19 protein-coding genes are annotated in these 20,579 nt (G+C 70.8%); 9 read left to right on the forward strand and 10 right to left on the reverse strand.

Annotated features, from left to right (window positions below; genetic code table 11):
• Positions 1 to 4 precede the first annotated feature (4 nt).
• The 3 genes from ABD327_RS21745 to ABD327_RS21755 all read right to left on the reverse strand — a co-directional run bounded on the left by ABD327_RS21745 (position 5) and on the right by ABD327_RS21755 (position 2,189).
• A complete protein-coding gene (locus ABD327_RS21745; protein ID WP_344452423.1) occupies positions 5 to 745 on the reverse strand; it encodes a YaaA family protein in 741 nt (246 codons plus the stop codon).
• A 139-nt stretch (positions 746 to 884) separates the two neighbouring features.
• On the reverse strand, positions 885 to 1,112 hold the full coding sequence (locus tag ABD327_RS21750) for a DUF7455 domain-containing protein (protein ID WP_344452424.1): 228 nt from the start codon (positions 1,110 to 1,112) through the stop codon (positions 885 to 887).
• Between the two features lie 132 nt (positions 1,113 to 1,244).
• Entirely contained in the window at positions 1,245 to 2,189 is a 945-nt protein-coding gene (locus ABD327_RS21755) for an alpha/beta hydrolase (RefSeq protein ID WP_344452425.1), read from the reverse strand.
• Positions 2,190 to 2,447: 258 nt separating this feature from the next.
• On the opposite strand from ABD327_RS21755, the gene ABD327_RS21760 reads away from it, so the two are divergent.
• A complete protein-coding gene (locus tag ABD327_RS21760; protein ID WP_344452426.1) occupies positions 2,448 to 4,529 on the forward strand; it encodes a DNA gyrase/topoisomerase IV subunit B in 2,082 nt (693 codons plus the stop codon).
• Positions 4,530 to 4,535: 6 nt separating this feature from the next.
• Here the strand turns inward: ABD327_RS21760 and ABD327_RS21765 are convergent, their stop codons facing one another.
• The gene (locus tag ABD327_RS21765; protein ID WP_344452427.1) at positions 4,536 to 5,102 is read right to left on the reverse strand and encodes a thioredoxin family protein; all 567 of its coding nucleotides are present in this window, start codon (positions 5,100 to 5,102) and stop codon (positions 4,536 to 4,538) included.
• An 86-nt stretch (positions 5,103 to 5,188) separates the two neighbouring features.
• On the opposite strand from ABD327_RS21765, the gene ABD327_RS21770 reads away from it, so the two are divergent.
• Entirely contained in the window at positions 5,189 to 5,551 is a 363-nt protein-coding gene (locus tag ABD327_RS21770) for a nuclear transport factor 2 family protein (RefSeq protein WP_344452428.1), read from the forward strand.
• Positions 5,552 to 5,569: 18 nt separating this feature from the next.
• Here ABD327_RS21770 and ABD327_RS21775 read toward each other — a convergent pair whose 3' ends face one another.
• The 4 genes from ABD327_RS21775 to ABD327_RS21790 form a co-directional block, all read right to left on the reverse strand.
• The gene (locus ABD327_RS21775; protein ID WP_344452429.1) at positions 5,570 to 7,171 is read right to left on the reverse strand and encodes a serine/threonine-protein kinase; all 1,602 of its coding nucleotides are present in this window, start codon (positions 7,169 to 7,171) and stop codon (positions 5,570 to 5,572) included.
• A gap of 149 nt (positions 7,172 to 7,320) precedes the next feature.
• On the reverse strand, positions 7,321 to 8,139 hold the full coding sequence (locus ABD327_RS21780) for an SDR family oxidoreductase (RefSeq protein ID WP_425547175.1): 819 nt from the start codon (positions 8,137 to 8,139) through the stop codon (positions 7,321 to 7,323).
• 164 nt (positions 8,140 to 8,303) lie between these two features.
• Entirely contained in the window at positions 8,304 to 8,630 is a 327-nt protein-coding gene (locus ABD327_RS21785; protein WP_344452431.1) for a hypothetical protein, read from the reverse strand.
• 367 nt (positions 8,631 to 8,997) lie between these two features.
• On the reverse strand, positions 8,998 to 9,513 hold the full coding sequence (locus ABD327_RS21790) for an ArsR/SmtB family transcription factor (RefSeq protein ID WP_344452432.1): 516 nt from the start codon (positions 9,511 to 9,513) through the stop codon (positions 8,998 to 9,000).
• A 77-nt stretch (positions 9,514 to 9,590) separates the two neighbouring features.
• On the opposite strand from ABD327_RS21790, the gene def reads away from it, so the two are divergent.
• A complete protein-coding gene (gene def / locus ABD327_RS21795; RefSeq protein ID WP_344452434.1) occupies positions 9,591 to 10,127 on the forward strand; it encodes a peptide deformylase in 537 nt (178 codons plus the stop codon).
• Positions 10,128 to 10,388: 261 nt separating this feature from the next.
• Here the strand turns inward: def and ABD327_RS21800 are convergent, their stop codons facing one another.
• Positions 10,389 to 12,851 carry a DNA gyrase/topoisomerase IV subunit A gene (locus tag ABD327_RS21800; protein ID WP_344452435.1) on the reverse strand — a complete coding sequence of 821 codons (2,463 nt, stop codon included), beginning with the start codon at positions 12,849 to 12,851 and terminating at the stop codon, positions 10,389 to 10,391.
• A gap of 52 nt (positions 12,852 to 12,903) precedes the next feature.
• Here ABD327_RS21800 and ABD327_RS21805 point away from each other — a divergent pair, with 52 nt between their 5' ends.
• The 5 genes from ABD327_RS21805 (at position 12,904) to ABD327_RS21825 (ending at position 17,256) form a co-directional block, all read left to right on the forward strand.
• Positions 12,904 to 14,052 carry an alpha-hydroxy-acid oxidizing protein gene (locus tag ABD327_RS21805; protein ID WP_344452436.1) on the forward strand — a complete coding sequence of 383 codons (1,149 nt, stop codon included), beginning with the start codon at positions 12,904 to 12,906 and terminating at the stop codon, positions 14,050 to 14,052.
• Between the two features lie 120 nt (positions 14,053 to 14,172).
• Positions 14,173 to 14,739 (forward strand): ATP-binding cassette domain-containing protein, encoded by a 567-nt coding sequence (locus ABD327_RS21810; RefSeq protein ID WP_344452437.1) that lies wholly within the window; start codon positions 14,173 to 14,175, stop codon positions 14,737 to 14,739.
• 71 nt (positions 14,740 to 14,810) lie between these two features.
• On the forward strand, positions 14,811 to 15,938 hold the full coding sequence (locus ABD327_RS21815; protein WP_344452438.1) for a sensor histidine kinase: 1,128 nt from the start codon (positions 14,811 to 14,813) through the stop codon (positions 15,936 to 15,938).
• A complete protein-coding gene (locus ABD327_RS21820) occupies positions 15,935 to 16,546 on the forward strand; it encodes a response regulator (RefSeq protein WP_344452439.1) in 612 nt (203 codons plus the stop codon). Before ABD327_RS21815 ends, ABD327_RS21820 begins: the two co-directional genes overlap by 4 nt.
• Before the next feature lie 83 nt (positions 16,547 to 16,629).
• On the forward strand, positions 16,630 to 17,256 hold the full coding sequence (locus ABD327_RS21825; protein WP_344452440.1) for a DUF2238 domain-containing protein: 627 nt from the start codon (positions 16,630 to 16,632) through the stop codon (positions 17,254 to 17,256).
• A gap of 156 nt (positions 17,257 to 17,412) precedes the next feature.
• On the opposite strand, the gene ABD327_RS21830 is transcribed toward ABD327_RS21825, so the two are convergent.
• Positions 17,413 to 19,473 (reverse strand): RecQ family ATP-dependent DNA helicase, encoded by a 2,061-nt coding sequence (locus ABD327_RS21830; RefSeq protein WP_344452441.1) that lies wholly within the window; start codon positions 19,471 to 19,473, stop codon positions 17,413 to 17,415.
• A 168-nt stretch (positions 19,474 to 19,641) separates the two neighbouring features.
• Between ABD327_RS21830 and ABD327_RS21835 the strand changes: the two genes are divergently transcribed.
• Positions 19,642 to 20,571 carry an STM4015 family protein gene (locus ABD327_RS21835; protein ID WP_344452442.1) on the forward strand — a complete coding sequence of 310 codons (930 nt, stop codon included), beginning with the start codon at positions 19,642 to 19,644 and terminating at the stop codon, positions 20,569 to 20,571.
• Positions 20,572 to 20,579 lie beyond the last annotated feature (8 nt).

Below are 20,579 nucleotides of genomic sequence, written 5' to 3' on the forward strand. Positions count from 1 at the left end.
TAGCTCATTCATCGCTGATAATCACTTCGATCGTTCCAACACGGGGGGACTCCACCGTGTGGCCGAGTTCGCCCAGTGCCTTGGCCAGCTCTTCCTGAGTGCGTGCCTCGATTCCGTGCGTCAGCAGGTCGTGGGCGATCGAGCCGCGGGTGGCCTTGGCCATGTGGCTCACCACCGAGCGCTTGGCCGCGCCGTCGACGATCCGCTCCTTCAGCACCCGTACGCCCACGGAGGGCCGCTTCCAGGCGGCCGCGTACGGTGCGGAGCGCATGTCGACCACCAGGCCGTCCGGTCGGAGCGCCTCGGTCAGGGCGGGGCGCCACACGCCCGCCAGCGCTCCCAGGGGCGGCAGCCTCACTCCCATGGCCAGCCGGTAGGGCGGCACGCGATCGTCCGCGCCCAGCGCCCCCCACAGGCCTGAGAAGATCACCACCTTGGCGCGCGCGGCGTCGTCGAGCTCGTTCAGGCGCAGATGGTCGTACAGGACACCCGTGTAGAGCTCCCGGGCCCTCAGGGCGGGCGCCTCGCGCAGCGCGCCGTTGCGGGTCAGAGCGTCCTTCTGGCCTTCGGAGAGGCCGAGGACCTCCAGAGCCGTCCCCTCCGGGCCCCGGCAGAGGTCGACGAGGGCTTGGAGCACGCGCTCCCGTACCGGCGTCAGCTCGGGGCGGGAGAGGGTCTCCAGGTCCAGACGGGGGCCGTCGCCGGCGGCGGCCTTGCCCTCGGAGGGCGGAAGCAGGATGAGCACCCGGTGATTATGCCGGGCCTTCGCCCCGGCGGGCGTCAGAAGCCGGCGGACCGGTGGAGGACCGCCCGCAGAGACGGGAAGGAGGGCCGCCCACCAGGGGCGACCCTCCTTCCTCGTACTCGGTCAGGAGGCCGACGGATCAGGAATGGTCCTCACCACGAAGCCGGTTCTCGATCAGCTTGTCTGTCTCGTCTTGGATGTCCGCCCCCGATGCACGGAGCGTTTCCGCGTACTTGCGGCCGTGGTGGGCGCAGAACAGCAGGTCTGCGCCACCGGTGAGGGTGGCGCGAACATACGCCTGGGCCCCACAACGGTCGCAGCGGTCCTGCGCGGTGAGCGGCTTGGTCGGGGCAAGGGTTCCAGTCACGGCACCTTCCTCTGTACTCGGGGGTCGGTACTTAGGAGAACATCTAACCCGACCTGGGCGTTCCCAAAACCTCTTCCGCTACGCCGAAAGCAGAACGCCCCAGAACGTGACCCGGGTCACATCCATTGATGATCACTCCGTGCCCAGGGCTTTGCGCTGTGCTGAAGCGGCCAGGCTCAGGGCCTCGCGGGCGTATCCGAGGATATGGCTCACGGACAGGAAGCCGTGGAAGGCGCCGTCGAAACGGTGGACCTCGGCGCCGACCCCGGACTCGGCGAGCCGGATGGCGTAGGCCTCGCCCTCGTCGCGGAGCGGGTCGTGCTCGGCGGTGATCACGCAGGCGGGGGGAAGACCGGACAGGTCGGGGGCGCGCAGCGGGGAGACGTACGGGTGGCCCCCGTCGGCCTCCGGGCCCAGGTACTGCTCCCAGAACCAGGCCATTGCCCTGGCCGTGAGGAATCCGCCCTCGGCGTGGGCGGTGTAGGAGGCGGTGCTCTGGGCGGAGTCCAGCGCGGGGTAGATCAGCAGCTGGTGGGAGATGGCGGGCCCCTTCTCGTCCCGGCTGCGCAGGCACGTCACCGCGGCGAGGTTGCCGCCCGCGCTGTCCCCGGCGACACCGATCCTGGCGGGGTCGCCCCCGAGGGACACGGCGTTCTCGTGGACCCACAGCAGCGAGGAATAGGCGTCTTCGGCCGCGGCCGGACAGGGGTGCTCGGGGGCGAGCCGGTAGTCGACGGAGACGACGATCGCGCCCGCGCCCGCGCACAGGTCTCGGGCCATGGCGTCGTGGCCGTCGAGATTCCCGAAAACGAAACCGCCTCCGTGGAAGAAGACGACGACCGGCAGATTCCGCGCGTCCTCACCCGGCCAGTACAGGCGGACGGGGATCGGCCCGGCGGTGCCGGGGACCGTCCGGTCCTCGATCCGGGCGACCGGCGTCCGGGGAATCTCGGCCTTCGCCGGCAGGGCCGCGAGGCTCGCTCGGGCCTCGGCGGCGTCGAACACCGTTTCACCGACTCTGGGGAAGCCGGCGCTCAGCACGTCGACGATCTTCTGGGAGAGCGGATCGAGGGCCATGTGCTCGTCCTTCCGGGGGGTGAGCGGTCTAGACCATCATCACAGAGGCCGGAAGGGCGCCGCTCAGAGAAGGAGGGCGCCCACGTCGACACGCAGATCCCTGAAGCGCGAGATGGCCATAGGGTGCAGCTTAGGACGAAGCGCTGGAGCCTTTCTGGTAGGCGATGAGCCCCGTTCTGACGCTCCTGTGTCCGTCCGACGGGGTACAGTCTTGCGACGAACACTGCAAAGCATGTTCGAATGTGTTGAGGAGCACCGTTGACCACCGCTGTCGAGGAAAACGTGGACGCTACCGGGTACTCCGCCCGGCACCTGTCGGTGCTGGAGGGGCTGGAGGCCGTGCGCAAGCGGCCCGGCATGTACATCGGCTCCACCGACAGCAGAGGCCTGATCCACTGTCTGTGGGAGATCGTCGACAACTGCGTGGACGAGGCGCTGGCCGGCCACTGCACCAAGATCGCCGTGGTGCTGCACGCCGACGGCTCCTGCTCGGTGGCCGACAACGGGCGCGGCATCCCGGTGGACCTCGAGCCCAAGACCAAGCTGCCCGGCGTCGAGTTGGTGATGACGAGGCTGCACGCCGGCGGCAAGTTCGGCGGGGTCTCCTACACCGCCTCGGGCGGCCTGCACGGCGTGGGCGCGTCGGTGGTCAACGCACTGTCGGCCCGGCTGGACGTCGAGGTCGACCGCTCGGGCCACACCCACCACATCTCCTTCCGGCGGGGCCTGCCCGGCGTCTTCTCGGCCGAGGGCCCCGGCGCGTCGTTCCGCAAGAAGTCGGGCGTGCACGAGGGGGCCGCGATCCCGCGCACCCGCACCGGCACCAGGGTGCGGTTCTGGCCGGACTTCCAGATCTTCCTCAAGGACGCCACGATCACCACCGACCTGGTGCTCGACCGGATGCGCCAGACGGCGTTCCTGGTGCCGGGGCTGGAGATCACCGTCACCGACGAGCGGCCCGCCGAGCCGCTGCACGAGAAGTTCCGGTTCGACGGCGGCATCAGCGAGTTCACCACCTTCCTGGCCGCCGACCCGCCGATCTGCGACGTCCTGCGCATCCAGGGCCGGGGCCACTTCACCGAGACCGTGCCGGTCCTGGACGACCTCGGCCACCTGGTGCCCACCGACGTCGAGCGGGACCTGGAGGTCGACGTCGCCCTGCGCTGGGGGACGGGCTACGACACCGTGGTGCGCAGCTTCGTCAACGTCATCGCCACCCCCAAGCACGGCACCCACGTGCAGGGTTTCGACAAGGCGCTGGTGCGCGTGGTCAACGAGCAGCTGAGGGCGGTGAAGCTGCTGCGCAACAGCGACGACAACGTCGTCAAGGACGACATCCTCGAGGGCCTGACCGCCGTGGTGACGGTCCGGCTGCCCGAGCCGCAGTTCGAGGGCCAGACCAAGGAGATCCTGGGCACCTCCGACGCCACCCGGATCGTCAACCAGGTCGTCGGAAAACAGCTCAAGGACATCTTCGACAACCCCGGCAAGGCGCAGAAGCAGCAGCTGCGCACCGTCCTGGAGAAGATCGTCGCGGCGGCCAAGGCCCGGATCGCGGCCCGCACCCAGCGCGACACCCAGCGTCGCAAGACCGCGCTGGAGTCCTCGGCGCTGCCCGCCAAGCTGGTCGACTGCCGCACCACCGACGACCGCAGCGAACTGTTCATCGTCGAGGGGGACTCGGCGCTGGGCACCGCCAAGCTGGCCCGCAACTCCGAGTTCCAGGCGCTGCTGCCGATCCGGGGCAAGATCCTCAACGTGCAGAAGTCGTCGGTCGCCGACATGCTGAAGAACGCCGAGTGCGCCGCGATCATCCAGGTGGTCGGCGCGGGCTCGGGCCGCACGTTCGACGTGGAGGCCGCCCGCTACGGCAAGATCATCCTGATGGCCGACGCCGACGTCGACGGCGCCCACATCCGCACCCTGCTGCTGACCCTGCTGTTCCGCTACATGCGGCCGATGGTCGAGGCGGGCCGGATCTACGCCGCGGTCCCGCCCCTGCACCGGATCCAGCTGATCAACCCCAAGCGGGGCCAGGAGAAGTACGTCTACTGCTACTCCGACGCCGAGATGCGCCGCAAGCTGGTGGAGCTGGAGCGCAAGGGCGTGCGCTGGAAGGAACCCCCGCAGCGTTACAAGGGCCTGGGCGAGATGGACGCCGACCAGCTGGCCGAGACGACCATGGACCCGCGCCACCGCACCCTGCGCCGCATCCGCATCGAGGACGCGGCCGAGGCCGAGCGCATGTTCGCCCTGCTCATGGGCAGCGAGGTGCCGCCGCGCCGCCAGTTCATCATCGCCGGCGCCTCCGAGATCGACGAGAGCCGCCTCGACACCTGAGCCGCGTCAGTCCTCGAACTCGTCGGGCCTCCACTTGATCCCACAGCCCAGGCTGGGGTGGTGCGGCTCGGGCACGGGCCGCCCCGCCAGGACGAGGTCGAGGGCTGCGCGCAGGCTCCGGCCGTCCGCCGGTACGTCGTTGGACGGCCGGGCGCCGTCGAACTCGCCCCGGTAGGCGAGCCTCCGGTCCGCTCCGTACAGGAAGAAGTCGGGCGTGCAGGCCGCACGGTAGGCGCGGGCGACGTCCTGGGACTCGTCGTACAGGTAAGGGAAGACGAATCCGGCTCGTTCGGCCTGCTGAGCGAGGTTGTGCGGCGAGTCGTCCGGATAGTTCTTCACGTCGTTGGAGCCGATCCCGATCGTCGCCAGCCCCCTGGCCGCGTACTCGGCGGTCAGCGTCCCGAGGCCCTTCTCGATGCGTCTGACGTAGGGGCAGTGGTTGGAGAGGAAGACCACGAGCAGCGCCGGGGCGTCGGCGAAGTCGCCCGGGGAGACCGGTGTCCCGTCGGTCGCGGGCAGCGTGAAGTCCGGGCTCGGCGTCCCCAGCGGGACGAGGAACGAGGAAATGGCCATGGCTCCATGGTGCCATCCCGTCCCCTCGAGATCGTTTGCCCTAACGCTTGGTAGCCTGCAGGCCCACCCCTCGAGAAGGAGACCCCATGCCGAGCCAGGAACAGATGAAGGCGGCCCTGCAGGCCTACGTCGACGGTTTCGCCAAGGGCGACGCCGACTCCGTCATCGCGCTCTTCGCCGAGGACGCGATCGTGGAGGACCCGGTCGGCACTCCCGAGAAGCGCGGCGGGGAGGTCGCCGAGTTCTACCGCAACGCCGTGGCCGGCGGTGCCAAGCTCGTCCTCGAAGGACCCATCCGCGGCTCCCACGGATCCTCCGCCGCCATGCCCTTCACCGTCGAGATGCCCGGCATGAAGATCTCCGTGATCGACGTCTTCACCTTCGACGAGGCCGGCAAGGTGACGAGCATGCGCGCCTACTGGGGCCCCGACGAGATCACCCAGGGCTGACGCCCGCGCCGCCCCGCGTCAGACGCGGGCGAGGGCGAACTCGCTGAAGACGGCGACGGTGTCGGGGGAGTCGGGCGGGTCGTGGCCGACCAGGACGCCCACGGCGCCCGAGGTGTCCGGGTCGTCGGCGTCGGTGACGTCGGCGACCTTCTGCCCGTCGACCCACATGACGAGCCGGACGGTGTCGGAGAGGGCCCAGCACAGTCCCTGGACGGTGTGGTAGCTGTCGCCGAGGCCGGGGGAGGAGCCCGAGGCCAGGGAGACGCGGCTGCCGCCGCCCGCTTTGTAGACGGTGGAGGCGCCGTCTCTGCGGACCGTGAACCCGTAGCCGCCGTCGAAGCCCTGGCCCCGGCAGTAGACGCCGATCTGACCGGACTCCTGTGTGCTGACGAACCGGGCGCGGGCCGTCACCAGCAGGCGGTCCGGCAGGGTACCGACCGTGGGACCGGAGAAGAAGATCAGGTACCCCGGGGCGGTGGAGATGGTGTAGGTGCCGTCCTTGGACCGGCTCTGCGCACCCTGGGTCCAGCCGTAGGCCTCCTGAGGGAAGGCCGTGGCCGGCAGGACGGGCTCCAGGGAACGCGGCGGGATGTCGAGGTCCTCCACGACCGCCGCGTTCCGGACGGGCGGCCGTTCCCCGCCGTCCAGGAGGCCGCTGGTCAGGCCCGCCACGGCGGTGACCGCCAGCAGGGCGACCGCGGCGGCGGCCGCGAGCAGCGGCCTGCCCGGCAGGCTCTTGCCGCGGAAGGGGCGGGGCGATCGATGCAGACCGCTGGGCTCCGTCGGCGGCACGCTCTGCTCTCCGTTCGCGGTCCCGCGCCGGCTGACCAGTTCGTCGAGAAGGGCCTGCGCGGTGGGCCTGCGTTCGGGATCCTTGTCGAGGGCCCGCGCCGCCAGGCCGTGCAGGGGACCGTGCAGGCCGTCCAGCGAGGGCGGCAGGTGGACGACCCGGTAGGCGATCTCGGCCAGGGTGCCGGTGCCGAACGGCGGGTGCCCCGAGGCGGCGTAGGCGATCAGCGCGCCCCAGGCGAAGACGTCGCCGGCCGGGCCCACCTGCTGGTGCCGGAAGGACTCCGGGGGCATGAACGACGGGGTGCCGACGGAGCCTTCGGCGGCGGTCAGCCGGGTGGAGGAGTCGGTGTTGCGGGCGATCCCGAAATCGATGACGCGAGGACCGATGGGAGAGAGCAGCACGTTCGCGGGTTTGAGGTCGCGGTGGACGATGCCCTCCGCGTGGATCGCGGTCAGCGCGGTGGCGACCCCGACGGCCAGCGCGTCCAGGTCCGCCCCGCGCAGTGCGCCGTGCTCGGTGACGACCTGCCGGACGGTCGGCCCCGGCACGTACTCGGTGACCACGAACAGCGGCGGATGCTCGAGCTGCGCGTCCAGGACGGGCGCGGTGCAGAACGGGCGGACCCGCCGGGCGGCCTCCACCTCGCGCCGGAACCGGACGGTGAACGTCGCGTCCTCGGTCAGCTCCGGCGCGATCACCTTGATCGCCACGGGTCGCGGCATCGCGGCGGCCGGATCCGAGGCCAGGTAGACCACCCCCATGCCGCCCGTACCGAGCCGCCCCAGCAGGCGGTAGCGTCCCAGGAACCGGGGGTCGTCGGTTCTCAACTGTTCGGGTGGTTCCGGAAGCGATGACGAGACCACGCAGCGGCCCTTCTCGAGCACCCGTTGTCCCCCCGAGCCTAACCATTCGGACGGCGACGGATTCGAACAAAAGACAGGTCTCACCCTTCCGGCGCCCCGTCCGCTTCCGGCCATTACCAGCGGTAACGTCGGAAGCCGCCTTCGGAGTCGATCACCTGCCCGGTGATCCAGCGGCCCTCGTCGGAGACCAGCCAGGCGATCAGGCGGGCGGGATCGTCCGGCTCGCCGTACCTGCCCTGGGGGAAGGCCTGGAGCACCTCGTCCAGGACGCGCTGATCGCGGTCGGCGGTCTCGGAGTCCAGATAACCGGTGTTCACGGGACCGGGATTGACGGCGTTCACCAGGATGCCCCGGTCGACGAGTTCGTCTGAGACGGTGGCGAGCACTCCGGCGAGAGCCGCCTTGGACGCCGCGTAGGCGACCTCTCCGCGCATCGGGCCGAGCTGCTGTCCAGAGACCATCCAGACGACCCTGCCGCCCGGCCGCCCGTCGTGCTGATGCGCGAAGGCCCGGGTGAGCAGCAGCGTGGCGCGCGTGTTGATCCGCCAGTGCCCGTCCAGCCGATCCGCGTCGAGCTCCAGTAGGGAGCCGTCACCACCGCTGCGCGCGTGATTGCAGACCAGGATGTCGACATGCCCGAACCTCTCGACGGCGGCGTCGACGACCGCCTGGCACGCATCGGCCTCACCGAGATCGGCGCTCATGTCCGCGACGGATGTCTCCGGTGCCTCCCCGCGCAGCTCCGCGAGCAGTTCGGGGATCTCATCGGCGCCCCACGGCTGGAGGGAGTCGTGCGGTTGAAAGTGAGTGAGGAAGAGGTCGGCGCCCATGGCGGCCAGCCTGCGCGCGACGGCGAAACCGATGCCCTGCCGTCGGCTCGTACCGGTGACCAGCGCGACTCGTTTGTCCAGTGTCCGTTCCACGTGTTCCATTGATAGCCGCAGGACGCTTTGGAACTCAATGGATTTTCGACCGTGAGCCGGGGAACCTGCCGACCGGTCCGTTCAGGGGCGGCGCCGCGAACCGGTGGCAGGCTCCTCTTCAGTTACCGTTTCTCAGAAGCGGCCCGTTCGAGGGCCGGTGAGATTTCTTCCTTCTACGGCCTGGGGATGCCACTGCTGAGAGTGCCGTAACCGAAGACGGCGAGGCTCCTGCCGTAGGCGCGGAGGACGGACCCGTACGGCAGCAGAATCACCGTGGCCCTGCCTTTGCAGCCGTAGCCGGAGTAGATGACGACGATTCCATCGGTGGCGTTCTTGATGGGGCTGCGGTTGTAGGGGTAGCAGCGGGAGTTGGACGGATTCTCGATTCTCTTCTTTCCGATGTAGAGGTCCCCGTCTGCGGCATAGGCGGCTCCGGGGATGGTGACGGCGAGAATTCCGGCGGCGGCGAGGGCGCCGAGTGCCCGAGCGGTGAATCGCATTGAGTGTTCCCCCAGTAGGTATTGGGTTCCGTTGTCGACAACCGGCTGTCACGTACCGTAGTCAGATGAGCGCTTGCAGTCACTCCCGGTCTCGTCAGGTTGGGGCAAAGATCAAGTCAAGTCGCATAAGGTGTGGGCAAAAAACGAGAGGTATAAATTTAGACATACTCTCGCTTCGCTAACTTTTTGGACGTTTTGCCTGCATTGTTATGGCTTGATTTGTGATATGGAGCTTGGGATTCTTTGCGACTTTTCTGATTTATGCTGCCATCCGGGATATTGTCTGATTTGAAGAAATGATCCCCGCAGTGAAGCCGCAGGGCTTTCTCCCTCAGTGTCTATCCGAAGATCGGCGCGCGAAAACGTTTCAGAGAAGCGGGAAAAGCCTGGCCATGATGGCCACCGGCTCGGCGTCTTCGGGACGGGAAGGCGGATTGGTCTCGCGGTGCCGGAATTGTGCGATAACGGCGCGGAACACGTCGGCCACGCCTTCCATCTCCTCGGGAGTCAGGTAGACGATCTGGCTGAACGCCTCATCGTGCCGCCACTCCTCGGGGGCCTCGTCGCGCCGCTCGAGCCACTGCCGGTAGCTCTCGTCCTCCAGGCCGCGCGTGATGGGGGCGATCTCGTTGTCGGAGGGTGCGGACGATCCGGCGGGTGCGGGGAAAGCGGTTTCGGCGGAGTCGCCGGCGAGGCGCCAGGGCTTGGCGCGTCCGCCGGATTTGGGGATCTCCTCGATGAGCCCGGCCTCGGCGAGTCGGCGCAGATGGAACGAATAGAGGCCGGTGCTGCCGCCGAGTTCGCGGGCGGCGTCGGTGGCCGTCGCGGCCCCCTCGCGGCCGATCAGTTCCAGCAGGGCCGTGCGGACGGGATGTTCGCCCATGGGTCGATGCGCCTTGGTCACTTTGCAAAGAGTACTCTTTGCAAAGATCCCATGAGGAGGGAGTCCCTGTGACCGTCATGCCGATCCGTCTGTTCGGCGATCCGGTGCTCACCACGCCCGCCGCCGAGGTCGTCGACTTCGACGCCCGGCTCCGCAGGCTCGTGAAGGACCTGGACGAGACCCTCGTCGACCAGCGGGGCTCCGGCCTGGCCGCGCCCCAGCTCGGCGTCGGACTGCGGGTGTTCGTCTTCCGCGACGAGGACGCCTCGGGCCACCTCGTGAATCCCGTGCTCCGGTTCCCCGACGAGGAGGAGCAGGACGGACCCGAGGGCTGCCTGTCCATGCCGGGCCTGTACTTCGACACCAGACGCCGCCGGAACGTGGTGGCCAAGGGCTACGACATGCACGGCCGCCCTCTGCAGGTCGTCGGCAGAGGCCACCTGGCCCGCTGCCTCCAGCACGAGACCGACCACCTGGATGGCGTCCTCTTCCTCGACCGCATGGACGCCACCCGCCGCAAAGCGGCCCTGCGCGCGATCCGCGAGGCTCCCTGGTTCGCCACCCCTCCCCGCGTCAAGCTCAGCCCTCACGGACCCGCCGGCCTGTTCCGTTGACCGTTGACCGGCGCGGCGTGCTGTGCTCCCCGCCGGGGCGGCGCGGGCGCCGGGACCGGTGGGGCGAGGGCTGGATGAGCGGGATTTCCGGTGCCCCGGATCCGCGGGATTTCGGCGGTTCGGGCCGAAGAAGGAAGGTCCTGCGGTTCGCGGGGGCGTCAGGAGCATGGCGGGACGGCCGGTGCTCCCGGAAGAGCGAGACGGCCGGTGCCCCTCCCGAAAGGGGAGGGGCACCGGCCGTCGGAACCGTGCGTCGCCCGCCTATTCGATGCGGGGGCCGATGGAGCCGCCCAGGGCGCCGACGGGGGCGTCCAGGGGGACGCCGGAGCCGTCGCGGCGGCCCAGGTCCTCCGGGAGGTCGACGGGCTCGCCCGCGATGTCGGTGGCGCTGGCCGGGGCGGGGCCGGCCCAGGCGGCGATCAGGACGTCCTCGCCCTTCAGGAAGCGGTGGGAGCGCACGCCGCCGGTGGCGCGGCCCTTCGGCGGGTAGTCGGCGTAGTCGCTGACCTTGACGTTGCCCGCCTGGGTGCCGGGCAGGGCGGTGGCGGAGCCCGAGACGGTGATCACCACGGAGGGGCGGGACGAGTCGACCGCGCCGAACCAGATGACCTTGGCGTCCTGGGCGAGCTTGATGCCCGCCATGCCGCCCGCGGGACGGCCCTGGGGGCGGACGACGGACGCCGGGTAGCGCAGCAGCTGGGTGTCGTCGGTGATGAAGACGAGGTCCTGCTCCTCGGATTCCAGCTGGACCGCGGCCACGACGCTGTCGCCGTCCTTGAGGGTGATGACCTCGTACTCCTCGCGGTTGGCCGGATAGTCGTTGGCGACCCGCTTGACGACGCCCTGCTCGGTGCCCAGCGCCAGGCCGGGCCCCTCCTCGGACAGGCTCGCCAGGCCCACGACCCGCTCGTCCTCGGCGAGGGTGACGAACTCCTCCAGCGGAGCGCCCGCCGCCAGGGAGGGCGGGGCGTCCGAGGGGCGCAGCAGCGGAAGGTCGACGACCTCGACCTTGAGGAGCCGCCCCGCGGAGGTGACGACGCCGAACTCCGACCGCACCGACGTGGCGATCACAGATTGGAGCACGTCGTGCGGGGCGCGGGGGCCGTCGTCGGGCAGGGGGGAGGCGTCGGTGGTGCGGGCCACCAGGCCGGTGGTGGACAGCAGCACCATGCAGGGGTCGTCCTCGACCTCCAGCGGGATCACCGGCTTGGGCTGCCCGTCGGCCTCCAGCAGCAGGGTGCGGCGGGGGGTGGCGAACTTCTTGCTGACCTCGCCCAGCTCCTTGGAGACCAGGGAGCGCAGCTTCTTCTCCGACTCGAGGATCTCGGTGAGGGCGGCGATCTCCTTGCGGAGGACCTCGTCCTCCTTCTCCAGCTCCAGCCGGTCGTAGCGGGTGAGCCGGCGCAGCGGGGTGTCCAGGATGTACTGGGACTGGATCTCCGACAGCTCGAAGACCTGCATCAGCTTGGACTTGGCCTGCGCGGAGTCGTCGGAGTTGCGGATCACCTGGATGATCTCGTCGATGTTGAGCAGGGCCACCATGAGGCCCTCGACGAGGTGCAGGCGCTCCTCGCGGCGGCGGCGCCGGTAGGCGGAGCGGCGGCGCACGACCTCGATGCGGTGGTCGACGTAGACCTGCAGCAGCTCGCGCAGCCCGAGGGTCTTGGGCTGGCCGTCGACGAGGGCGACGTTGTTGATGCCGAAGGTCTCCTCCATCGGGGTGAGCCGGTAGAGCTCCTCCAGCACCGCCTCGGGGTGGAAGCCGTTCTTGATCTCGATGACCAGGCGCAGGCCGACGGTGCGGTCGGTGAGGTCCTTGAGGTCGGCGATCCCGTTGATCTTCTTCGCCTGGACCATGTCCTTGATCTTGGCGACGACCCGCTCGGGACCCACGTTGTAGGGCAGCTCGGTGACGACCAGGCCCTTGCGGCGCGGGGTGACGTTCTCGATGTGCACGGTGGCGCGCGTCTTGAACGTGCCGCGGCCGGCCGCGTAGGCGTCGCGGACGCCGTTCAGGCCGACGATCTTGCCGCCGGTGGGCAGGTCGGGGCCGGGGACGAACCTCATCAGGTCGTCCAGGGTGGCGTCCGGGTGGGACAGCAGGTGCCGGGCCGCGGCGACGACCTCGCCGAGGTTGTGCGGGGCCATGTTGGTGGCCATGCCGACCGCGATGCCCGTCGCGCCGTTGACCAGCAGGTTCGGGAAGGCCGCGGGCAGGACCTCGGGCTCCAGTTCCTGGCCGTCGTAGTTGGGCTTGAAGTCGACGGTCTCCTCGTCCAGGCCGGTGACCATGAGGAGCGCCTCGGGCGACATGCGGGCCTCGGTGTACCGCATGGCGGCGGGCGCGTCGTCACCGCCGAGGGAGCCGAAGTTGCCGTGGCCGTCGATCATGCGCATGCGCATCGCCCACGGCTGGGCCATCCGGACCATGGTGTCGTAGATGGCGGTGTCGCCGTGCGGGTGCAGCTTGCCCATCACCTCGCCCACGACCCGGGCGCACTTGACGTGCCCGCGGTCGGGCCGCAGCCCCATCGCGCTCATCGAGTAGAGGATGCGGCGCTGCACCGGCTTGAGGCCGTCGCGCGCGTCCGGAAGAGCGCGAGAGTAGATCACCGAGTACGCGTACTCGAGGAAACTGCCCCGCATCTCCTCGGCCACATCGATGTCGATGATGTTCTCTTCGAAGTCTTCCGAGGGTGGAGTCTGACCAGTCCGACGTGCCATGCTCGCCATTCTCGCGGGTTCCGACGACACTTTCGTACCAGGAGGGGGCGCCATGGGCCTCTCGGACTTCCAGAACGAGATCTACCTGGGGGGTTTGGGGGATGTGACGCCTGAATTTCCTACCGACCTCTCCACCCTGGAAGCGGCGGCGGAGGAGCGGCTGGACCCCCGGGCGTTCGGCTACGTCGCGGGGGCCGCCGGGAGCGGGGCCACCGCGCGCGCCAACCGGGAGGCCTTCGACCGGTGGCGGCTGGTGCCCCGCATGCTGCGTGACGTCTCAGAGCCCGACCTCTCGGTGACCGTCCTCGGCACGAGGATGCCCGCTCCGGTGATGCTCGCGCCCGTCGGCGTCCTGTCGATCCTGCACCCGGAAGGGGAGATGGCGGTCGCGCGCGCCGCGGCGGCCCTGGACGTCCCCATGATCCTCAGTACGGCCGCCTCGCGCACCATGGAAGAGGTCGCCGAAGCCGCCGGGCCCCGCTGGTACCAGCTGTACTGGCCCAAGGACAGGAACCTGGCGGAGAGCTTCCTGCGGCGTGCCGAGGCTGCCGGGTACGGCGTTCTCGTCGTCACCCTGGACACCTTCAAACTGGCGTGGCGCCCGCGTGATCTCGACACCGCCTACCTTCCGTTCCTGCGCGGGATCGGCGTGCAGAACTACTTCAGCGACCCCGTCTTCCTCGCCGCGGTGGGCGGGGAGATCACGGAGGAGAACCGGATCGACGCGATCCTGCACTGGGTCGCCAACTTCGGGGACCCGTCCCTGACCTGGGACGACCTGGCCTGGCTGCGCGAGCGCTGGGCGGGGCCGATCGTCGTGAAGGGCATCCAGCATCCCGACGACGCCCGCCGCGCCGCGGACGCCGGCATGGACGGGATCGTCGTCTCCAACCACGGCGGACGACAGGTGGACGGGGCCGTCGCGGCGCTCGACCGGCTCCCCGGGATCGTCGACGCGGTCGGGGACGGGCTGAGCGTGCTGTTCGACAGCGGCGTCCGCACCGGCTCCGATGCGGCCAAGGCCCTGGCGCTGGGGGCGGAGGCCGTGCTCGTGGGACGGCAGTACGCCTACGGGCTGGGTCTCGGCGGCGAGGCGGGCGTACGTCACGTCCTGCGCTGCCTGCTGGCCGAACTGGAGCTGACGCTGGCGCTCTGCGGCGTGAGCCGGGTCGGGGAAATCGGCCGCGACCTGCTGGCATGACATTTGTCACTGGACTCGGGTGAGGTTCTCATCGCCGGCTCCTGACGCCCGGCACTGACCGTACGGCCCCCGCCCGAGGCACTCTTGGCCAAGGTGAGGATCGGTGCCGAGGAGGTCGGAATGATCGAGGTTTCGGGGAAGACGGCGTTCACCGTCCAGGCCGGCGAGGTGGTCGCGGTGTGCGGAGACGCCGCGACCTCCCTGCTGGAGGCCGTCAGCGGGGACAGGCTCCCCGCCGGAGGGCGGATCACGGTCGGCGGGCTCGACCCCTACAGGCAGCGGGCCCGGGTGAGCGTCGGCGCGCTGTGGGCCGACGGCGGGCTCTACGGAGAGCTCACCCTCGACGAGATCATCGGCGCCTGGCGGAACTGGTCGTCGCGGCCGCTGGACCGGGACACCGTCACCGCCCTGGCCGCGCTGAAGGGCCGGGAGTCCGTCCCCTACTCGCGGCTGACCTCGGGGGAGCGGCGCAGGTTCGACCTGACGCTCGTGCTGATCTCCCAGCCGGACGCGCTGGTGATCGACGAACCGGCCACCGGGCTCGACCCCGAGGAGGCGCGGGCGGTGTGGCGGCTCGTCAAATCCCTCCGCATCCCCGTCCTCGTCGCGGCGCGGTGCCCGGCCGAGGCGCTGAAGGCCGACCGGACGGTACTGCTGGACTCGGTGGTCGACCTGCTCGCGGCTTGAGCCTGTGGATGACGGCCTCCGCCCGGTGGAGCAGCGCATACGCTGTGGAACCCCGGACGAGGAGGTGGTCGATGCAGCCGCGGCTTCCCGGCGAGGCACTGATCGTCACGTTCGTGGTGCTCCTGTCGGTCGTCGCCACGTGCGGGCTCTTCTCGCAGGGGGTCATCGAGTCCGCCGGACGCGAACCTTGGCGGTTCGTCGTGGGGACGATGGCGGCGCTGCTCGTCGCGGGCCTTCAGGGACGGCTGATGTGGCAGTCGGCGCGGAGGGAGATCACGCGGGGCAGCCGCGTCGTGCTCGGGGTGATCGCGCTGGTGTGCCTCCCCCTGCCGCTGCTGCTCGGGCCCGCCTGGCTCTCGGCGATGGTCGCGGTCTCCGGGATGATCGCGGTGACCCTTCCGGAGCGCTGGTCGGCGCCGCTGGTGGGGGGCGCGGCGCTGCTGGGGTCGGGGATCGCGGTGCTGACGGGCGCGAGCGGACCGCAGGCGGTGCTGCTGGCGCTGAGCTTCCCCGTCGCGGGCCTGTCGGCGTACACGACGGTCTGGCTGAGCCTGGCCGTGAAGGAACTGCGTGACGCCCGCGCCGAGCTCGCGCGCCGTGCCGTGGGGGAGGAGCGGATGCGTTTCGCCCGGGACCTGCACGACGTGCTCGGCCACAGCCTTCAGGCCGTGGCCCTGCGGGCGGAGCTGGCGGAGCGGCTGCTCGACCGCGATCCGGGACGGGTGGCCAAGGAGCTGGCGGAGATCCAGAAGATGGCGCGCGGAGCCGTCCAGGAGGTCCGCGACGTGGTCCGGGGATACCGCGTCACGTCGCTGCGCACGGAACTGGACGGAGCGACGGCCGTACTGCGCGCGGCGGGGATCGCCTGCGAGACGCCGTCCCTGCCCGAGGAGCTGCCGAGGCACGTGCACGAGACGCTGGGGTGGGTCGCGCGCGAGGCCGTCACGAACGTGCTGCGCCACAGCGGCGCCACGAAGTGCCGCATGAGCCTGCGCGCCGACGGCGCGGACGCCCGGCTGGAGATCGTGAACGACGGCGCCCGCCGCTCCGAGGGGGTCGGCAGCGGGCTGGCCGGGCTGAGGGAGAGACTCGCCGCGGTGGGAGGGCGGCTGCAGTCGGGGTTGATCGCTGACGGTACGTTCCAGGTGTTGGCGACAGTCCCGCTGGCCGCCGGCGCGGGACAGAAGGAGGCGCGTTGACCGCGATCAGGGTGTTGCTCGCCGACGACCACCATCTCGTCCGGGAGGCGCTGGCGCTGCTGCTGGGCACCGAGGACGGCATCGAGGTCGTCGCCGACGTGGGGCGCGGCGACGAGGCCGTGGACAGGGTCCTGGCGCACCGGCCGGACGTGGCGGTCCTCGACATCGACATGCCCGGCCTGGACGGGCTGTCCGCCGCCGAGCGCATCTCCGCGGCCCTGCCGTCCTGCCGTGTCGTCATCGTCACCGGCCACGGCCGCCCCGGCAACCTCCGCCGCGCCATGGCCGCCGGCGTGCGCGGCTTCCTCGGCAAGGACACCCCCGGCTCCCGCCTCGCCGAGGTCATCAGGCAGGTCCACGACGGCGCCCGCTACATCGACCCCCAGCTCGCCGCCGACGCTTTGGCCGCCGAGGAGTGCCCCCTCACCCCCCGCGAACTGGACGCCCTGCGCGCCGCCGCCGGAGGCTCACCGGTCAGCCGCATCGCCCGCGCCCTCAGCCTCTCCGAAGGCACCGTCCGCAACTACCTGTCCTCCGCCGTCACCAAGCTCGGCGTCGACAACCGCCACGCCGCCGTGCAGTCAGCCCGGGACCGCGGCTGGCTCTGACGCGCCGTGCTGAGTACCTTCTCCTCGGAATTGAGTACTCCGTCCCTTTGGTCCGGGAGGGGCGGTGCATCAGGCTGTGCCTCATGGAACTGGCACACCGCACCCTCTGGCGTTCTACCGCGATCCTCCTGAAGGTCGCGCTGGCCGTGCTGCTGGCACTGGCGCTGGCCTTCCCCGAATGGGACCGCTTCGCCGACAAGGCCATGGGCGCGCGGGCCGTCGCCTATCCCCTCGCCGTGCTGCTGGTGTTCGCGATCTGGACGGTCCGCCGGAGGACCGGCCGGTCGGGCCCCTACCCCTGGGACGTCGACGCGCTGCTCACCGCCCCCTTCGTCATCGACGTCGCGGGCAACGCCCTCGACCTGTACGACTCGGTGGTCTGGTTCGACGACGCCTGCCACTTCGGCAACTGGGCGCTGCTCGGCGGTGCCGCGGGCGCGGCCCTCCTCCGCGGCCCCGCCCTGCCCCGCTGGGTGACCGTTCTCCTGGTGGCGGGCATCGGAGCCATCGCCGCCATCGCCTGGGAGGTCGCCGAATACGGCGCCTTCATCCTGGACACCCCCGAATCCGTCGACATCTACCGCGACACCCTCGGCGACGAGGCCCTCGGCCTCCTGGGCGCCACCACCGCCGGCCTCCTCACCGCCTTCCGCTCCCGGCGACCCGCGGCGGAGCACCGCCCGGCGGCGACCGAAGCCGAAGTGTTTTAACCGGTCACCACGTCACAGATGCCGTGAACGGCCCGGTTGCCAGGAGAACCCGGCGGCATGCCCTCGGGGCGTGCCGCTCCTGCCGGAACGGCTCGGCGAAGGGGTTCCGCCTCCGGTCGGCGGGATCGGAGGGATCCCGCCGACCGGACGGGAGGGTCAGGTGGGGGTGGCCAGGACCAGGGGGAGGACGGCGGTGGCACCGGCCTCGCGCAGGAGCCTGGCGGCGACGGTGAGGGTCCAGCCCGAGTCGGCACGGTCGTCCACCAGGAGGACGGGGCCCTGGGGGACGGGGAAGTCCAGGCTTAGGGAGTGCAGGACGGTGCGGAGGCGCTGGGCGCTGTTGTGCTGGGGCGGGGAGGGCGGGCCCTGGGAGGTGAGGGCGCCCAGGTAGGGGAGGCGGCCCACCCGCGAGATGTGCTCGGCGAGGCTGGAGACCAGGACGGGGCGGGTGCGGGAGGCGATCGCGGCGACCGCGACGGGCCGTTCGGACCAGCCCCAGGCGGCGAGGACCTGGACGACGGCGGCGGCGATCTCCTCGGGGACGGGCTGGTCGGGGGAGTCGTCGGCGAGCAGGGCGCGCAGACGCGGGCCCCAGCCGATGTCGGTGAGGCGGCCCAGGGCACGGCCCTGCTCGGCCTGCAGGGAGGGCGGGATGCGGCCGGACAGGCCCAGCTCGTCCTTGAGGCCGGTGGGCCACATGCGGCGGGGGGAGAGCTCGACGCCGGGGCGGGCCAGGCGCTCCCTGGCCCGGGTGACGGCCTGGGAGGAGGGCTCGGAAGGCCAGTGCTCGCCGGTGCAGTTGTCGCAGCGGCCGCAGGGCTCGGCCGCCGAGTCGTCCAGGCAGCGCCGGAGGAAGAGCATCCGGCACTCGTCGGTGCCCTGGTAGTCGATCATCGCCTGCTGTTCGTGCCGCCGGGCGGCCTGGACCCGGGCGTAGCGGTCGGCGTCGTACTCCCAGGGTTCGCCGGTGGCGATCCAGCCGCCCTTGACCCTGCGGACCGCGCCGTCCACGTCGAGGACCTTGAGCATCATCTCCAGGCGGTTGCGGGAGAGGTCGACCCGCGGCTCGAGGGCGGCCGTCGAGAGGGGACGCTCGCCGAGCTCCGCCAGCACGTTCCGGACGACGGGCTCGGGCGGAAAGGCCAGCGAGGCGAAATAGGCCCAGATGTCGCGGTCCTCGGGGCCGGGCAGCAGGATCACCTCGGCCCGCTCGACGCCGCGGCCCGCTCGCCCGATCTGCTGGTAGTAGGCGACCGGTGAGGCCGGCGCGCCCAGGTGCACGATGAACCCCAGGTCCGGCTTGTCGAACCCCATGCCCAGGGCGCTGGTGGCCACCAGCGCCTTGAGCTTGTTGTCCAGCAGGTCCTGCTCGGCCTGCAGCCGTTCGGCGGGCTCGGTCTGGCCCGAGTAGGACGCCACGGAGAAGCCCCGGTCGCGGAGCATCGCGGTCACCTCGTGGGCGGCGGCGACCGTCAGGGTGTAGATGATCCCCGAGCCCGGCAGCTCCTCCAGCCGCTCGCCCAGCCAGGCCAGCCGCTCCTCGGCCGTCCTCAGCCGGACCACGGCCAGGCGCAGCGAGTCGCGCTCCAGGGTGCCGCGCAGCACCAGGGTGCCGTCGCCGAGCTGCTCGGCGACGTCGGTGGTGACCCGGGAGTTGGCGGTGGCCGTCGTCGCGAGCACGGGGATCCCCTGCGGCAGCTCGTCGAAGAGGGTGCGCAGCCGCCGGTAGTCGGGCCGGAAGTCATGGCCCCAGTCGGAGATGCAGTGGGCCTCGTCGACCACGATCAGACCCGCCGTGGCGGCGAGCTCGGGCAGCACCAGGTCCCGGAACTCCGGGTTGTTCAGCCGCTCTGGGCTCACCAGCAGGACGTCGACGGAGCCCGCCGCGACCTCGGCGTAGACCTGCCGCCAGTCCTCCGGGTTGGCCGAGTTGATCGTCCGGGCGGCGATGCCCGCGCGGGCCGCGGCGTCGATCTGGTTGCGCATCAGCGCCAGCAGCGGCGAGACGATCACCGTCGGGCCCGCGCCGCGCGCCCGCAGCAGCGCGGTGGCCACGAAGTAGACCGCGGACTTGCCCCAGCCGGTGCGCTGCACGACCAGGGCACGGCGCCGCTCCTCCACCAGGGCGGCGATCGCCGTCCACTGGTCCTCCCGCAACCGGGCGTGCTCTCCCGCCAGCGCCCGCAGGCACCGCTCGGCTTCCGTCCGCAAGTCCATGCCCCATCCCTATCACCGCCCGCGGACGTCCCGGTCCGGTTCGAGCCGGGCTGTGGACGAGCGCAACCCCGGGTAGGGGGCTGTGGACGACTCTCGGGTTGTCGGTCGGCGGTGATAGGACAGTCCCATCACGGCGGATCACCGGAAACGGCCAGCGAGAGGACGAAGATGTCCCACTACGAGTACGTGGAATCCTTCGCGGGGCTTCCCGTGTTCGACTTCACCCCGGAGACCGGAGCGGACGGGCTGCCCGGGGCGGCCGAGGCCGCCTGGCGGGTGCGGCTCGACGACTTCATCGAGGACTTCGCCCCCTTCCAGGAGTTGTTCTCCCGGTTCCTCGAGGCCGTCGACACCACGTCCGTGACCGCGTTGATCGTGGGCAACTGGGGAGCCACCCACGAGGTGCCCGCCGTCCGCCCGCTGGAGCTGCTGACCGGCGCGTCGGAGCGGTTCCCGGCGCTGAAGGCGCTGTTCTTCGGCGAGTGGCTGCAGGAGGAGACGGAGATCTCCTGGATCGAGCAGGGGGACGTCACCCCGCTGTTCACCGCCTTCCCCGGCCTGGAGACCGTCGTCATCAGAGGCGGCAGCGGGATGGAGCTGTCCCCCCTCGACAGTCCCGTGCTGCGCGAACTGCGGCTGGAGACCGGAGGACTGCCCGGCTCGGTCGCGAGGGCGCTGGGCGCGTCCGACCTTCCGGCGCTGCGGTCGCTGGAGCTGTGGCTCGGGGTGGAGGAGTACGGAGGGGACACCACCGTCGACGACCTGGGCCCGCTGCTGACCGGGGAGCGCCTCCCCGCACTGCGCCACCTCGGGCTCCAGAACGCCCAGATCCAGGACGAGATCGCCGCGGCCGCCGCCGGCGCGCCCGTCGTCGCGCGGCTGGAGTCGCTCAGCCTGTCGATGGGCGTGCTGACGGACGAGGGCGCCGAAGCCCTGCTGTCAGGCCGGGCGCTCACCCACCTGAAGCGGCTCGACCTGCACCACCACTACCTGTCCGACGAGATGGCCGAACGGATCCGCGCCGCGCTCCCCGACGTCGAGCTCGACCTCGGCGACCGGCAGAAGGACGACTGGCGCTACGTGGCCGTGGCCGAGTAGGACGGCGG

Origin of the sequence: Actinocorallia aurantiaca (assembly GCF_039533685.1) — a bacterium.
In the GTDB taxonomy this organism is placed as follows: domain Bacteria; phylum Actinomycetota; class Actinomycetes; order Streptosporangiales; family Streptosporangiaceae; genus Actinocorallia; species Actinocorallia aurantiaca.